This window comes from Bacillus chungangensis (genome assembly GCF_030812995.1).
Classification (GTDB): Bacteria; Bacillota; Bacilli; order Bacillales; family Bacillaceae_C; genus Bacillus_CF; species Bacillus_CF chungangensis.
In genome coordinates, this window is record NZ_JAUSTT010000024.1 from 58,168 (window position 1) to 72,598 (window position 14,431).

Sequence of the window (14,431 nt, forward strand, 5' to 3'; positions counted from 1 at the left end):
CGTTTTCTCCCCTTTTCCTAAGCCTGCAATGAGGCTGCACATTACAGGCTCTAGTGTCTCTTTATCTTTTTTTTGAGCGCTTATTTTTTGGTGCATTTTCATAAAATTTCTTTTTTCTTCTCTTCTTTGGTTTTGTTGTTGTCCATTCATCTATGCTGTCGTCTGTTTGTCTGCCTTTTCTTCTTTTGGCACTGCCATCTTGTTTATATGATCTCACTTTGACCACTTTTACTTTTTCAGCTTGTTCACGGCGTTTTTGTTTCTTTTTCATGCCGACAATTTCAAAATCAATCGCATGCTCTTCCTTATTTACTTTTAACACTCGAACCGTAATTTCATCACCAATACGGAAGACATTGCCGCTTCTTTCTCCGATCATTGCAAACTGGCGTTCATCATAATGATAATAATCGTCTACCATATAACTAACGTGAACCAATCCTTCAATCGTGTTTGGCAGCTCAACGAACATCCCAAAATTGGTTACAGAACTTATAATGCCATCAAACTCTTCGCCAATTTTATCTTCCATATATTCTGCTTTCTTCAGCTCATCTGTATCTCGTTCCGCATCAACTGCGCGTCGCTCCATTTTAGATGCATGTTGTGCTATATCTTGAAGCATTCCATCCCATTTCGCTCGTGTTTCATCGTCTATTTTTCCCTCAATTATATACGTTCGAATTAAACGATGTACAATTAAATCTGGATAACGCCGAATTGGAGAAGTAAAATGCGTATAAAAATTGGTTGATAAACCAAAGTGTCCAGCACTTTCTGTATCATATTTTGCTTGTTGCATAGAACGGAGCATCACTGTAGAAACAACCATCTCCTCTGGCTTGCCGGCAACTGCTTCAATAATATCTTGAAGTGCACGCGGATGGACGGAATTCGCTGTTCCCCTTACAATTAAGCCAAAATTCGTAATGAATTCAAAAAAACGCTGAAGTTTTTCTTCTTTTGGATTTTCATGAATTCGATAAATAAAAGGAAGATCCAACCAATGGAAATGTTCAGCTATCGTCTCGTTCGCTGCAAGCATAAATTCTTCAATCAATCGTTCTCCAACTGAACGTTCCCGAACGACGACATCTTGGGGGCGACCATCTTCATCGACCAACACTTTTGCTTCTTTAAAATCGAAATCAATCGCACCACGTGTCATTCGTTTTTCTCGAAGAATTTCAGCGAGCTCTGCCATCTCTTCAAACATTGGTACAAGTTGCTCATAGTTTTCTCGAAGGATTTCATCTTTATCTACCAATATTTTGTTGACATCGGCATAAGTCATTCTCTCTGTCGTTTTAATGACACTTTCAAAGATTTCATGATGAACGACTTCCCCTTTTGAATTGATCTCCATTTCACAGGAAATAGTAAAACGGTCAACCTGTGGATTTAAAGAACAAATTCCATTCGATAATCGATGTGGGAGCATCGGGATCACACGATCAACGAGATAAACGCTCGTTCCGCGTTCAAGAGCTTCAAGGTCGAGGCTAGAACCTTCTTGGACATAGTGGCTGACATCAGCAATATGGACGCCTAAATGATAATGACCATTTTCAAGTTTTCTAACAGTCACTGCATCATCCAAGTCTTTGGCATCAGCTCCATCAATTGTTACGATTGTTTCCTTTCGCAAATCACGACGATTTCCAATCTGGTTTTCATCAATTTCATCAGGTGCCGCATTCGCTTCTTTCATTACTTCATCTGGAAAGGCAAGCGGCAATCCGTGCTTATGGATTATCGAAAGAATATCAACTCCGGGATCATTTCGATGACCAAGGATACGGATTACTTCTCCCTCAGCATTTTTGTGTTCTTCTGGATAGACGGTTAAATGAACGACAACTTTATGGCCTTCCATGGCCCCCATGCTTTTATCTTTTGGAACAAAAATATCTTTGGCAAATTTTTTATTATCAGGGATGACAAATCCAAAATATTTGGTCTCCGTATAAGTCCCGACAATCTCTTTTACACTGCGTTCCACGATTCGTAGGATTGTCCCTTCGCGGCGTGCTCCATAGCTTGTTGAAGCTACTCTTGCTAACACAATATCACCGTGCATCGCACCATGTATTTCATGTGGAGGAATAAAAATATCATCCAAGCCTGATTCATCTGGGATGACAAAAGCAAATCCTTTTGCATGGGCACTTACTTTTCCACGAACGAGGTTCATTTTCTCAGGAAGGCCATAGCGATTGCTTCTAGTCCGCACGACAAGCCCTTTTTCCTCCATATAGACGAGTGCTTTGACAAGTTCTTTAAATGCAGAAGCATCATCAATCTCAAATTCTGCTTCCAATTCCTTTACCGTTAATGGTTTATATGCTTCATCTTTCATATAGGTTAATATTCGATCTACTTGCTCCTGGATTTGTTCATCCATTATATATCCTCCTCAGCATGTAAAAACCATGACATTCAATTGCTAAACATGCCAGTCGAGTCCTTCCAAAAAGGCGTAGACATCTTCATGAAGCTGCTCTTTTTCTTTATCTAGTGTAATGACATGTCCGGATTCTTCATACCATTTTATCGTTTTTTCATTAGATTGAATTTCGTTATAAATAATACTTGCACTTTCCGGATTAATAACGTCATCATGACGAGCCTGCACAACAAAAGTAGGCGCATAGATCATATCAATGCTTTGTCGGACATCCTCTATTAATCCTTGTAATTTCCCTAATGTTGTCATAGGCGTTTTTTTAAAGGCTTCTATTTCTTGCTCAATGACTTCAGGCGTTTTTCCTTCAAATTGCTTATATTCTTTTGCATATTTAACAACACCTTGATACATCAGTTCTTCACTTTTAAAAAACATTGGTGCACACATAGGAATCATTCCCTTTATAGGAACAGTGTAACCTAATTTTAATGAAAATACCCCTCCTAGGGACAAACCAGCGACTGCAATTTCATCATAACCTTTGTCCTTTAAAAAGGTGTAGCCATTTAATACATCCTGCCACCAATCAACAGGTCCCGTATGGACAAGTTCTTCAGGTGGAACACCGTGCCCCTTGTATTGCGGTGCATGAGAAGTATAGCCTTTTTTTTCAAGGTAGCGGCCGAGCATTCTAACATCGGCACTATTTCCTGTAAAACCGTGCAGCAATAGTACTGCTCGTTCTCCAGCTTCAAAAGTAAATGGCTTTGGTGCAATGATTTTCATCTTTTCTAGCTCCTTTATTTCTCTATAAACCGAAGTTCAAAAGTTTTTGAATAAGCCTGCTGCCTCATCATCGCTCTAAAAAAACATCAGAATCATTCCATCCTCTTTTGAACAAACATTCTATGTTTTATTCTATTTAAGTTTAACATACAATTGATGCATGCTAAAAAACAAAAAACCTAGCCGTTTTTTGGCCAGGTTTATCATTTTATCTATTATCCAATAATAAAGGATACAGCAACAGCTAATACAAAAAATAATATCGATAACACAACAGTTAGACGATGAAGAACTAAATCCATCCCTCTTGCTTTTTGTTTGCCGAATAGCTGCTCAGCACCTCCAGAAATGGCTCCTGACAGCCCAGCACTTTTCCCTGCTTGCAGCAGAACAACTATAATTAATGCGATAGATACAATGACTAAAAGCGTTATAAATAGTGTATGCATAAAAAGCACCTCCTAAAACGAGCATCACGTTATCATTAATGTATCATAATCGCCGGCTGTATACAATCTCTTTTTCATCGCCAAGTACAGAAGAAGCGAAAGGAATCTCCACTCTTGACTTCATTTAAATCGCTCATTATGATAAAGATATGGAAAGAAGCATAAATGGTGATGGAGTTCACCTTTAACTGCCTTTGGCTAATGACTCCTGTCAGTATATAGTACTGGCAGGAGTCTTTTTTATAACCATCAGTAGAGAAATGCTCTCCATCTTAAACGAAATAAGCTATAGGTCTAAACCTTTGACAAAGAAGTGAGTGTGCAGAGAAAAAGTTTATTTGCCATTACTCATTCACTCGAATTAATCTAGACTTATTCAATTTCTCTAAGGAGTCTTAATACCAGTTAAAGTAGGAAAAAATAGTGTGAGGTGTGAATGATATGGGTTATATTTTAGTTGGAACTGCTGGTGCAGCAGGAGCAATTTTACGTTATCTAATTGGAATCATTTTCTATTCGAGCAATACCATTTTTCCCTTTGCAACATTTATCGTGAACATGTTAGGCAGTTTTTTATTAGCTAGATTTACAACTAGTTTATTTCAAAAAATATCAGTTCCTTTAAAGTGGCAAACTGCCATTAATACTGGTTTTATTGGATCTTTTACTACTTTTTCTACTTTTAGTCTAGAAACGGTGCAGCTTTTTGAGAAAGGGTATACAGCGACTGCATGTATATATATCTGTTTAAGTGCTTTAGGTGGTCTGTTTATGAGCAGGTTAGGGTTTAAGAATTATTCCAGAAGTCATTAAGCAATCATAAAGATAGGGAAAACAACCTCGGAAGGAGCTGAATATGATGACTATAGGTACATTATTATTAGTAGGGGCAGGCGGATTTGCGGGAGCCATATTAAGACTGGAAATAAGTCAAAGGCTTAAAAGTATTCATACTTTTTCCATTCCCTTCGCTACTTTGACAGTTAATTTAATCGGTTCTTTTATACTTGGATTCATTACAGGCGCTTCGGTTAGTCATTTCATTTTACTGCTTGTAGGAACAGGAATGTTAGGTTCATTTACTACTTTTTCCACTTTTAAATTTGAAAGTATTCAGCTTTTGCGAAAAGAGAAAAAGAAGGCACTTTTCTTTTATCTGATTTTAAGTTATGGAGGAGGCTTGTTATTTGCTTATTCTGGGCTATTGTTAGGGAAAATGCTTTTATAATTTGAAAAAACTGCTGCGTCCATATCAAGAAGCAGCAGTTTTTTATCGTTCAAATGCTTATTTTTTTAAGTTGTAAAATGTTGAAGCGCCTTTATATTGTGCAGTGTCTGCTAGTGTATCCTCAATGCGCAGCAATTGATTATATTTTGCAACCCGATCTGTACGTGATGGTGCACCTGTTTTAATTTGGCCAGCATTAGTCGCAACAGCAATATCAGCGATTGTGCTATCTTCTGTTTCACCGGAACGATGCGAGATTACAGCTGTGTATCCTGCTCTTTTTGCCATTTCTATTGCGTCAAATGTTTCTGTAAGTGTACCAATTTGATTCACTTTAATTAAAATGGAATTAGCGACGCCTTCCTTAATTCCTTTAGCAAGCTTATTCGTGTTTGTAACAAATAAGTCATCACCAACAAGTTGGACTTTACCGCCAATTTTTTCTGTAAGGAGCTTATGGCCTTCCCAATCGTTTTCATCTAGTCCATCTTCGATAGAAATGATCGGATATTTTTCCACAAGTGCTGCATAATAGTCTACCATCTCTGCAGAAGTTTTCACGACGCCTTCACCAGTTAAATGGTACTTTCCATCTTCTTTCTTAAACAATTCTGAAGCTGCAACGTCCATTGCAAGCATCACTTCTTCACCAGGCTTGTAGCCTGCTTTTGAAATAGCTTCAACAATTGTTTGCAATGCTTCTTCATTCGATTGTAAATTTGGCGCAAAGCCGCCTTCATCGCCAACTGCAGTTTGATGGCCTTTTTCTTTCAAAACAGCCTTTAAGTGATGAAAAATTTCTGTTCCCATTCGCAATGCTTCTTTAAAGTTAGGAGCGCCAACAGGCATAATCATAAACTCTTGAATATCGACGTTGTTATCAGCATGCTCTCCGCCATTCAGAATATTCATCATTGGCACTGGCAATTCTTTTGCATTAAAGCCGCCCAGATATTCATAGAGAGGCACTTCTAAAAAGTCTGCTGCTGCTCGTGCGGTAGCCATAGAAACGCCTAAAATGGCATTTGCTCCTAATTTGCCTTTATTATCTGTACCATCCAGCTCAATTAATGCTTTATCAATTCCAACCTGATCCGTTACATCAAAGCCGATGACTGCCTCAGCGATAATATCGTTGACATGCTCAACAGCTTTTAATACTCCTTTTCCTAGAAAACGAGCTTTATCACCATCACGAAGTTCAACAGCTTCGTATTCTCCTGTAGAAGCGCCGCTTGGAACGAGTGCTCTGCCAAACGCACCTGATTGTGTATAAACCTCTACTTCAACTGTTGGATTACCGCGAGAGTCCAATACTTCTCGTGCATATACTTCTGTAATTAATGGCATGATAATATCTCCTTTTAATGTTTTTTTATGTTCCTAAATATCAGGATAGAGGAGCCCGTTTTTCACATATGTTTCTCTCTAAACTCCACTATAATATTTTTCATTTAAAAATGCTAGGAAAGCTATTTTCATTTATCATTTTGCAGTTTTAATCAAGCTTGTTCCAGTCATTTCTACTGGCTTCTCGATTTTTAATAAATCAAGGACAGTTGGTGCAAGATCTGCTAAAATGCCTCCACTGCGAACATCAATTCCGTGTTTAGTTACAATCACTGGCACTGGATTTGTTGTATGAGCAGTCATTGGTTTGCCATCTATCGTAATGACCTCATCTGCGTTCCCATGATCAGCAGTAATGATGGCTGCTCCACCCTTTGCTAAAATCGCATCCACAATCCGGCCTAAGCATTCGTCCACTGCTTCAATTGCTTTAACGGTCGGTTCTAGCATACCAGAGTGGCCTACCATATCTGGGTTGGCAAAGTTTAGAATAATTGCATCCTGCTTGTCTTCTTGTATCTCTTTTAAAAGAGCTTCTGTCACTTCATAGGCACTCATTTCTGGCTGCAAATCGTAAGTAGCAACTTTAGGAGAATCAATTAAAATTCGTTCTTCCCCTGCAAATACTTCCTCACTTCCACCATTCATGAAAAAAGTCACATGCGGATATTTTTCCGTTTCCGCAATTCTTAGCTGTTGAAGTCCTTCTTTAGAGAGCACTTCTCCTAATGTATTTGTTAGATCAATAGGAGGAAATGCGACATGCCCTTTTACTGTTTCAGCATAATGCATCATCCCGACAAAAAAGAGATCTTTAGGCTGTATTGCTTCCCGTTCAAAGGCAGGGTAAGCTTCATTTGTTATCGTACTAGATAATTGAATCGCTCGATCGGGGCGGAAATTAAAGAAAATAACGGCGTCATTATCCTCAACCTTTGCAACTGGCTCACCCGCTTCATTCGTGATAACGGAAGGAATCATAAATTCATCAAGGACGCCATTAGCGTAGGATTCCTCTACAGCAGCAAGTGGATCTGAAAACGCTGGCCCTTCACTACAAATAATAGCACGGTAAGCTTTTTCAACTCGATCCCAGCGTTTATCACGATCCATTGCATAATAGCGGCCTGACACAGTAGCAAATTGACCAACACCGTATTCTTTCGTTTTTTCCAGTGTTTCCCGTATGTAAGATGCTGCTGTTTCTGGTCCAACATCTCGGCCGTCTAAAAATCCGTGAATATAGACACGCTGTAATCCCTTTGCTGCTGCTAGTTCCAACAGTGCATACAGATGGTTAATATGGCTATGGACGCCTCCATCAGATAAAAGACCAAACAAATGCAGGCTCGTACCATTTTGGAGTGCATGATCCATCGCTTCATTAATCATACGATTTTTTGCAAAATCGCCATCTTTTATTGCAAGATTAATTCTTGTTAGGCTTTGGTACACGATTCGGCCTGCTCCAATATTTAAGTGGCCAACCTCTGAGTTTCCCATCTGGCCTGCCGGCAAGCCAACTGCTTCTCCTGCCGCAGTTAATGCACCATGAGGAAATGATTCCCAATAACGCTCGAAATTTGGTTTTTTTGCATGGTAAACCGCATTTCCCTTCGTTTCTGTTCGGATGCCAAACCCATCTAAGATGATTAGCGCTACTGGTGCTTTACCCACGAACGACCGCCTCCAATAATTGTAAATAAGATTGCGGATCTAAACTTGCTCCACCTACTAACGCACCGTCAATATCTGATTGTGCCATATATTCAGCAATATTATTTGGCTTCACACTGCCTCCATACTGAATTCGGATGGAAGCCGCTTCATCAGAAGAGAAGCTAGTTGCAACAACCTCACGAATATGGGAGCACACTTCATTAGCATCCGCTGCACTAGAAGATTTGCCTGTTCCAATTGCCCAAATAGGTTCATATGCAATAATTGCCTGCTTCACTTGTTCCGCATTCAATCCATCAAGCGCACGCTTCACTTGCGTTTCAACAAATGATTTTGTTTCTCCATTTTCCCTTTGGGCCAATGTTTCACCGACACAAATGATTGGGATTAAATCATGTTGAAAAGCTGCATGTACTTTTTGATTTACTGTTTCATCAGTTTCATTAAAATACTCGCGACGTTCTGAATGTCCGATAATCACATATTTGACGCCCACATCTTGTAAGGCTTTTGGGCTGATTTCACCAGTAAAGGCCCCTTCATCTTCAAAATGCATTGTCTGTGCTCCGATTTCCACAGCAGATCCCTTTGTTGCTTCCACTAGTCGCTCCAAAAAGAGTGCTGGGGCACAAATCACAGATTCCACATTCTCTTTCGCAGGTACAAGGTTCATTACTTCTTCAGCAAAATGCTTTGCTTCTGCCATTACTTTATGCATCTTCCAGTTTCCTGCAATGATTGGTTTGCGCAATCTTCTTCATCCTCTCTTGTCGTAAAAAGAATTCACTTTTTAGAAGATGTTCAAAAAGTCCGGGAAAAGTAGCTGTGAATTTCTTTATCACTAAGTCTCGCCGGTTCGTATGTATCATTAGCATATTCTTCAATTTTTTTGCAGCAGTCAGCCTACGCTCCGGTTGGTAAGACAGTTATTCTTCGAACATCTCGGCTCTTTTTTGAACAATTACTCTTCAAATGATAACTTAAATAACAGAATGTTTATTCCTTGTCTTTTAATGCCGCTACACCCGGTAAGATTTTACCTTCCATTAATTCAAGAGAAGCACCGCCGCCTGTGGAAATATGGTCCATTTGCTTAGCAAGTTTAAATTTCTCAACTGCAGCAGCAGAATCCCCGCCTCCAATAATCGTATACGTATCTTTTCCTTGTGCAAGTGCTTCAGCGACACCTTTCGTACCATTAGCAAAAGTATCCATCTCAAAAACACCCATTGGTCCGTTCCAAACAACAAGCTTCGATTTTTGGATAACTTCACGATACGTTTCGATTGTTTTTGGTCCAATATCAAGTCCTTGCCATTCAGCTGGTATATGATCGATGTCTACTATTTTTGTATTTGCCTCGTTCGAAAAATCGTCAGCAACGACTATATCAACTGGCAAATAGAGTTTGACACCTTTTGTTTTTGCTTTTTCCATAAAAGACTGGGCAAGCGCAATTTTATCTTCCTCTAGTAAAGATTTGCCTATTTCATGTCCTTGAGCCTTAATAAATGTATAAGCAAGACCACCGCCAAGGATTAAATTGTCTACAACATCTAGCAAGTGATCAATAACCCCGATTTTATCCTTTACTTTCGCTCCACCAATAATCGCTGTAAAAGGACGTTGTGGATCAGCAAGCGCTTTGCCGAGAATATTTAGCTCTCTTTCCATTAAAAATCCAGATACAGCTGGGAGATGATGGGCTATTCCTTCTGTTGATGCATGAGCACGATGAGCTGCACCAAAAGCATCATTCACAAAAATATCCGCTAAATCAGCAAATTCCTTTGCAAGCTCAGGATCGTTTTTTTCTTCTCCTTCATAGAAACGGACATTTTCTAAAAGCAGTACTTCTCCTTCTTTCATACTCGAAATTTCCGCTTTTACATCAGGACCAAATGCTTCATTCGTTTTTTTGACTTTTTTTCCGAGAAGCTCACTTAATCTTGCTGCAACTGGCGTTAAACGCATTTCTTCCACTACTCTTCCTTTTGGACGGCCAAGATGGCTTGCAAGCATAACGATTGCGCCTTGTTCACAAAGGTAGTTAATCGTCGGCAGTGCAGCACGTATTCTTGTATCATCTGTGATGACGCCATCTTGTAATGGAACATTAAAATCAACACGGCAAAAAACGCGTTTCCCCTTCAATGCAACATCCTTCATTGTCATTTTATTCATCGTTGCATTCCCTCCTTTATTTATCATAAAGTCCATGCGCTAAAAAGGGAGTGGGATCTATACCCGCTCCCCCTTGTCTGGATTACTGCTTCGTTTTCGCTTTTCATTATATCTGCTTCAGCAGATGCAATCCATCAATTCGTTCAAGTTTTTGTTAAGCTTTGTTCGCAATATATTCAATAAGATCAACAACACGGTGAGAGTAGCCAGTTTCGTTATCGTACCAGGAAAGTACTTTTACCATGTTTCCTTCCATTACCATTGTAGATAATCCATCAATTGTAGATGAAGCTGTGCTGCCATTGTAATCACGGGATACTAATGGTTCTTCAGAATAATCTAAGATGCCTTTTAGTTCTCCCTCTGCTGCTGCACAAAGAGCTGCGTTTACTTCTTCAGCAGTCGTTTCTTTTTCTACTTCTACTACGAGATCAACAACGGAAACGTTAGGAGTAGGAACACGCATTGCCATTCCATTCAGTTTGCCTTTCAACTCTGGGAGAACAAGAGCAACCGCTTTTGCAGCACCAGTAGTTGTTGGAATAATAGATTCTGCTGCAGCACGAGCACGTCGATAGTCTTTATGAGGCAGATCCAAAATTTGTTGATCGTTAGTGTATGCATGAACTGTTGTCATCATACCTTTTTTAATACCAAAATTTTCTTGAAGCACTTTTGCAAATGGTGCTAGACAGTTTGTCGTACAAGATGCGTTAGAAATAACATGGTGATTTGCTGGATCGTATTTTTCTTCGTTTACACCCATAACAATTGTGATGTCTTCATTTTTCCCTGGAGCAGAAATAATAACTTTTTTCGCACCTGCTTCAAGGTGTTTAGAAGCATCTTCTCGGTTTACAAAACGACCAGTTGATTCAACAACAACATCAACGCCAAGCTCTTTCCAAGGAAGTGCAGCAGGATCACGTTCTGCAATTACTTTTACTTTTTTGCCGCCTACTACTAGATCGTTTCCTTCAACAGTTACCTTTTCTTCTAATGTTCCATGAACGGAATCGTACTGTAATAAATGAGCAAGCATGTTTGCGTCTGTTAAATCATTCACTGCTACTACTTCAATATTTGGGTTGTTTAAAGCTGCCCGGAATACGATACGACCAATTCTTCCAAATCCATTAATACCAACTTTTACTGTCATTGTTACTTCCTCCTTATAAAGTTCTTCCTGGTGTGATTTCATCTTTCAATAATGCTGCAGCAGCACCCTCATCTGTTACTAAAATAGTAGAGGAAGGGGCACTTTTCATGTACGATTTAATTGCTTTTGCTTTAGAAGCACCACCTGCAGCTGCAATAACATATGGAATGTTTTCCAGATCTTCTAGTTGAAGGCCAATTGTGGGAACCTTATGAACTACTTTTCCCTGTTCATCGAAATAATAACCGAAAGCTTCTCCAACTGCTTGACCTTCTATTATTTTTTGCATATTTTCTGGGTCTGTATTTCTCCTTTTTGCCATTGTGAGTGCTTCCCCAATGCCATGGAGTACCATATGGGCTGATTTAATCAGACTCAGTACCTCTTGGATAGCAGGCTCTTTCATAAATGATTCATAAACCTCTTTGCTTACTTGATCTGGAACGTATAGAACACGATGTGAAGCAGTCGATTTTTCTGCCATTCTTGCACAAATTGTATTTGCTTGGTTTTTCACATCTTCTCCAATTCCACCTCTGGCAGGGACAAATACAAGATGTTTGTTAGAAGCAAAAGATGGTGTCAGCATTTCTGCAACTGTGGCAATGGTTGTTCCACCTGTTACAGCTATTATGTTTTTGTCATGCAGTCGTTTTTTCATTGTTTGGACACAGGTTCTTCCTAATTCATCTTTTATCCAAGGTAATGTATCACTATCTCCAGGAATGATGATCACTTCAGCTATTTTCATTTTCTCTTTTAATTGAGCTTCCATGATATGCATTCCTGTCACTTCCCGCATCATTCCCTCCAATTTCTCAAGGACAAGCATGCCGTCTGCTGTGACAGACATTCCCGATGTTCTAATGTTGATCAACTGCTGACTTTTCAAAAACTCCACTTCACTTCTGAGTACTCGCTCTGATAAACCAAGTTGCTGCGCCAAGATTCTTCGTCCAATTGGCTCCATATGCCAAATAAAACGTAAAATTTGATAGCGTTTTTGCATGATTATCAGTAAATCTGGCAATAATCGTTTTTGTATCTCTATAAAAGACTGCATCCAAAAACTCCTTTAAATATATTATTGGACTTAATATGTCCCTGTAAGTCATATTATGTCCCAGTTAGGAGAAAAAAAATAACGACTACTTCCAACATCTATTTTAACAGGGTTAAGAAACGAATTCAACTTGTAACAAAGAATAGCGTAAAAGATTCTAGATGGTGAGTGGGCACGAAAGCATAAAAAATTTGTATGCCATCTCCCACTCATATTGCAGAAGCTAGATCCTGCCGCAATTCTGATGGGTGAGCTTCTACATTTAAGCGAGAAAAACTCGGCCGCTAGTTTTGTGACAAATAGTCACAAATCGTAAATGCGTCAATGTTTCCATATTGAACAATTTGGCGATTGATTTCAATAACAGGAATCATTAATCCATATTTTTCAGTCCATTCGTCGCTTTGTTCGATATCCATTTCCTTCAACTCAAATGTATAATCGTCTTGAAGCTGCAGTAAAATTTCTTTTGCATCCTGACAAAGCGGACATTGTTTTCTAGTATATAGACGAATTTCTACCATCTAATTTTCATTTCTCCTTTTATCAATCGTAGCGCTTTCTTTTTGAGGATGATGGAATTTTTAATTGATCCCGATACTTTGCAATCGTTCTTCGCGATATTTCCATCCCAAGCTGCTTTAAAAGATCGGCTATTTTTTGATCGGACAATGGCCGACTTTTATCCTCATTGTTAATTAACTCTTGAATCGTTTTTCGCACTTGAACAGCTGATGTCTGCTCCTGATCTGAAAAGGTGGACGACGCTAAACCGGTAGAGAAAAATGTTTTCAATTCAAACGTGCCAAAAGGGGTTTGAATATATTTTTCACGAACAGTTCTGCTTACTGTAGATTCATGAACACCAATTTCCTCTGAAATATCTCTCATTGTCAACGGTTTTAAGTAAGACGGCCCCTTGAAAAAGAAGTCCTGCTGCCAATTAATGATCGAAATTCCCACCTTTATTAACGTTTCTTTACGTTGTTCAAGACTGCGTCTAATCCAGTGAAAATCTTGGGTTTTATCTTTTAAAAAATCTTTCACTTGTTTGTCTTTATAAGTAGACATCGCCTGATAGTAGTCTTTTTGAAAATGAACAGTAGGCAAGTGCTTTTCAAAAAGATGAAGCGATAATTCCCCATCCTGAATATCAGCAATGAGATCAGGAACGACATAATGCGGTTTTTCTGTTTGATAATGAGAACCTGGCCTAGGCTCTAATGTTTGCACATAATCTGCTGCTTGCTGAATTTCAGAAAGTTCAATTGATAATTTTCTCGCAAGCTGCTTCCATTTACGCTCAGCAAACTCTAGGAAAAAATCTTGGATAATCGTTTTAACCAATGGTGGTGCTTCATTAACCCTTTCAATTTGCAGCAAAAGACATTCTTGAAGATTGCGTGCTCCAACCCCAGGTGGATCGAGCTGTTGGACCATTTCTAAGCAATCCGCAGCTTCTACAAGCGATGTACCGCAAAGTTTAGAAATTTCTTCCAAATCAATAGTCAAGTAGCCATTTGGGTCTAAATTATAAATGATCTGGTTTATCAAGTATTTTTGTTTTCCTGTTAACGCTTTCATAGTTAATTGCATAAAGAGATAGTCTTGTAATGATTTTGATGGTTCAGCTATTTGTTCAAGCCAGCTTTTTTGATCACGCTCGCTGTAATTTAGCCTTTTATTTTTCGGATATGCATGATGTGGGTCCAATAGCTTCACGTTGGAGCTTTCCAATTGAATCAATGGATTTTCCATTGCCTTCATTTCCAAAAAGGAAGTTAGCTCTTGGGCGGAATATTGAAGAAGCGCTATCGCTTGTGTTAGTTCTTGCGTCATTGCTAATTTCAATGTCTGATGTTGATAAAGGTTTGCTTCTAATCGCATCTGTGTCTCCCCCTTCTGTCTTTCCCTGAGGTCTTTGCATTTCCTACTAATGCCATTCGGAAAAAGGCAGCTCCCATTACCCTGCTCTCATTTTACAACATTTCAGCGCTTTAGTATATGGAAGATAAATGTCATATGAAATCAAAAAGAGGTTGGGACAAAACCCACCTCTGACATGAAAAAGCCGGTGAAATTTTACGACGAGTAAAATTTCACCGGCTTTGATAACTTTTGCATT

13 protein-coding genes and 1 riboswitch are annotated in these 14,431 nt (G+C 39.1%); of the genes, 2 read left to right on the plus strand and 11 right to left on the minus strand.

Annotated features, from left to right (window positions below; translation table 11 throughout):
- Window positions 1-61: 61 nt before the first annotated feature.
- The 3 genes from rnr to secG all read right to left on the minus strand — a co-directional run bounded on the left by rnr (window position 62) and on the right by secG (window position 3,642).
- Window positions 62-2,404 carry a ribonuclease R gene (gene rnr / locus J2S08_RS17335; RefSeq protein ID WP_307231753.1) on the minus strand — a complete coding sequence of 781 codons (2,343 nt, stop codon included), beginning with the start codon at window positions 2,402-2,404 and terminating at the stop codon, window positions 62-64.
- 42 nt (window positions 2,405-2,446) lie between these two features.
- The gene (locus tag J2S08_RS17340) at window positions 2,447-3,193 is read right to left on the minus strand and encodes an alpha/beta hydrolase (RefSeq protein ID WP_307231755.1); all 747 of its coding nucleotides are present in this window, start codon (window positions 3,191-3,193) and stop codon (window positions 2,447-2,449) included.
- A gap of 215 nt (window positions 3,194-3,408) precedes the next feature.
- The gene (gene secG / locus J2S08_RS17345; protein ID WP_307231757.1) at window positions 3,409-3,642 is read right to left on the minus strand and encodes a preprotein translocase subunit SecG; all 234 of its coding nucleotides are present in this window, start codon (window positions 3,640-3,642) and stop codon (window positions 3,409-3,411) included.
- 158 nt (window positions 3,643-3,800) lie between these two features.
- Window positions 3,801-3,860, plus strand: a riboswitch (Fluoride riboswitch).
- Window positions 3,861-4,083: 223 nt separating this feature from the next.
- Between secG and crcB the strand changes: the two genes are divergently transcribed.
- Entirely contained in the window at window positions 4,084-4,455 is a 372-nt protein-coding gene (gene crcB / locus J2S08_RS17350; protein WP_307231759.1) for a fluoride efflux transporter CrcB, read from the plus strand.
- 46 nt (window positions 4,456-4,501) lie between these two features.
- Entirely contained in the window at window positions 4,502-4,870 is a 369-nt protein-coding gene (locus J2S08_RS17355; RefSeq protein ID WP_307231761.1) for a fluoride efflux transporter FluC, read from the plus strand.
- A 57-nt stretch (window positions 4,871-4,927) separates the two neighbouring features.
- Here J2S08_RS17355 and eno read toward each other — a convergent pair whose 3' ends face one another.
- The 8 genes from eno to rpoN form a co-directional block, all read right to left on the minus strand.
- Window positions 4,928-6,220 carry a phosphopyruvate hydratase gene (gene eno / locus J2S08_RS17360; protein ID WP_307231763.1) on the minus strand — a complete coding sequence of 431 codons (1,293 nt, stop codon included), beginning with the start codon at window positions 6,218-6,220 and terminating at the stop codon, window positions 4,928-4,930.
- Between the two features lie 135 nt (window positions 6,221-6,355).
- The gene (gpmI, locus tag J2S08_RS17365) at window positions 6,356-7,897 is read right to left on the minus strand and encodes a 2,3-bisphosphoglycerate-independent phosphoglycerate mutase (RefSeq protein WP_307231765.1); all 1,542 of its coding nucleotides are present in this window, start codon (window positions 7,895-7,897) and stop codon (window positions 6,356-6,358) included.
- The gene (gene tpiA, locus J2S08_RS17370; protein ID WP_307231767.1) at window positions 7,890-8,651 is read right to left on the minus strand and encodes a triose-phosphate isomerase; all 762 of its coding nucleotides are present in this window, start codon (window positions 8,649-8,651) and stop codon (window positions 7,890-7,892) included. Before tpiA ends, gpmI begins: the two co-directional genes overlap by 8 nt.
- 245 nt (window positions 8,652-8,896) lie before the next feature.
- On the minus strand, window positions 8,897-10,084 hold the full coding sequence (locus tag J2S08_RS17375) for a phosphoglycerate kinase (protein ID WP_307231769.1): 1,188 nt from the start codon (window positions 10,082-10,084) through the stop codon (window positions 8,897-8,899).
- A 154-nt stretch (window positions 10,085-10,238) separates the two neighbouring features.
- Window positions 10,239-11,243 (minus strand): type I glyceraldehyde-3-phosphate dehydrogenase, encoded by a 1,005-nt coding sequence (gap, locus tag J2S08_RS17380; protein ID WP_307231771.1) that lies wholly within the window; start codon window positions 11,241-11,243, stop codon window positions 10,239-10,241.
- Between the two features lie 13 nt (window positions 11,244-11,256).
- Window positions 11,257-12,306: a sugar-binding transcriptional regulator gene (locus J2S08_RS17385; protein WP_307231773.1), complete on the minus strand. Its 1,050-nt coding sequence runs from the start codon at window positions 12,304-12,306 to the stop codon at window positions 11,257-11,259.
- A gap of 284 nt (window positions 12,307-12,590) precedes the next feature.
- On the minus strand, window positions 12,591-12,830 hold the full coding sequence (locus tag J2S08_RS17390) for a glutaredoxin family protein (protein ID WP_307231775.1): 240 nt from the start codon (window positions 12,828-12,830) through the stop codon (window positions 12,591-12,593).
- Between the two features lie 22 nt (window positions 12,831-12,852).
- A complete protein-coding gene (gene rpoN, locus J2S08_RS17395) occupies window positions 12,853-14,193 on the minus strand; it encodes an RNA polymerase factor sigma-54 (RefSeq protein ID WP_307231777.1) in 1,341 nt (446 codons plus the stop codon).
- Between the last annotated feature and the right edge of the window lie 238 nt (window positions 14,194-14,431).

Excerpts from the sequence above, each read along its gene's own strand:
- rnr (WP_307231753.1), bottom strand. The coding sequence starts at position 2,404 with ATGGATGAACAAATCCAGGAGCAAGTAGATCGAATATTAACCTATATG.
- J2S08_RS17340 (WP_307231755.1), bottom strand. The coding sequence starts at position 3,193 with ATGAAAATCATTGCACCAAAGCCATTTACTTTTGAAGCTGGAGAACGA.
- secG (WP_307231757.1), bottom strand. The coding sequence starts at position 3,642 with ATGCATACACTATTTATAACGCTTTTAGTCATTGTATCTATCGCATTA.
- crcB (WP_307231759.1), top strand. The coding sequence starts at position 4,084 with ATGGGTTATATTTTAGTTGGAACTGCTGGTGCAGCAGGAGCAATTTTA.
- J2S08_RS17355 (WP_307231761.1), top strand. The coding sequence starts at position 4,502 with ATGACTATAGGTACATTATTATTAGTAGGGGCAGGCGGATTTGCGGGA.
- eno (WP_307231763.1), bottom strand. The coding sequence starts at position 6,220 with ATGCCATTAATTACAGAAGTATATGCACGAGAAGTATTGGACTCTCGC.
- J2S08_RS17375 (WP_307231769.1), bottom strand. The coding sequence starts at position 10,084 with ATGAATAAAATGACAATGAAGGATGTTGCATTGAAGGGGAAACGCGTT.
- gap (WP_307231771.1), bottom strand. The coding sequence starts at position 11,243 with ATGACAGTAAAAGTTGGTATTAATGGATTTGGAAGAATTGGTCGTATC.
- J2S08_RS17385 (WP_307231773.1), bottom strand. The coding sequence starts at position 12,306 with ATGCAGTCTTTTATAGAGATACAAAAACGATTATTGCCAGATTTACTG.
- J2S08_RS17390 (WP_307231775.1), bottom strand. The coding sequence starts at position 12,830 with ATGGTAGAAATTCGTCTATATACTAGAAAACAATGTCCGCTTTGTCAG.
- rpoN (WP_307231777.1), bottom strand. The coding sequence starts at position 14,193 with ATGCGATTAGAAGCAAACCTTTATCAACATCAGACATTGAAATTAGCA.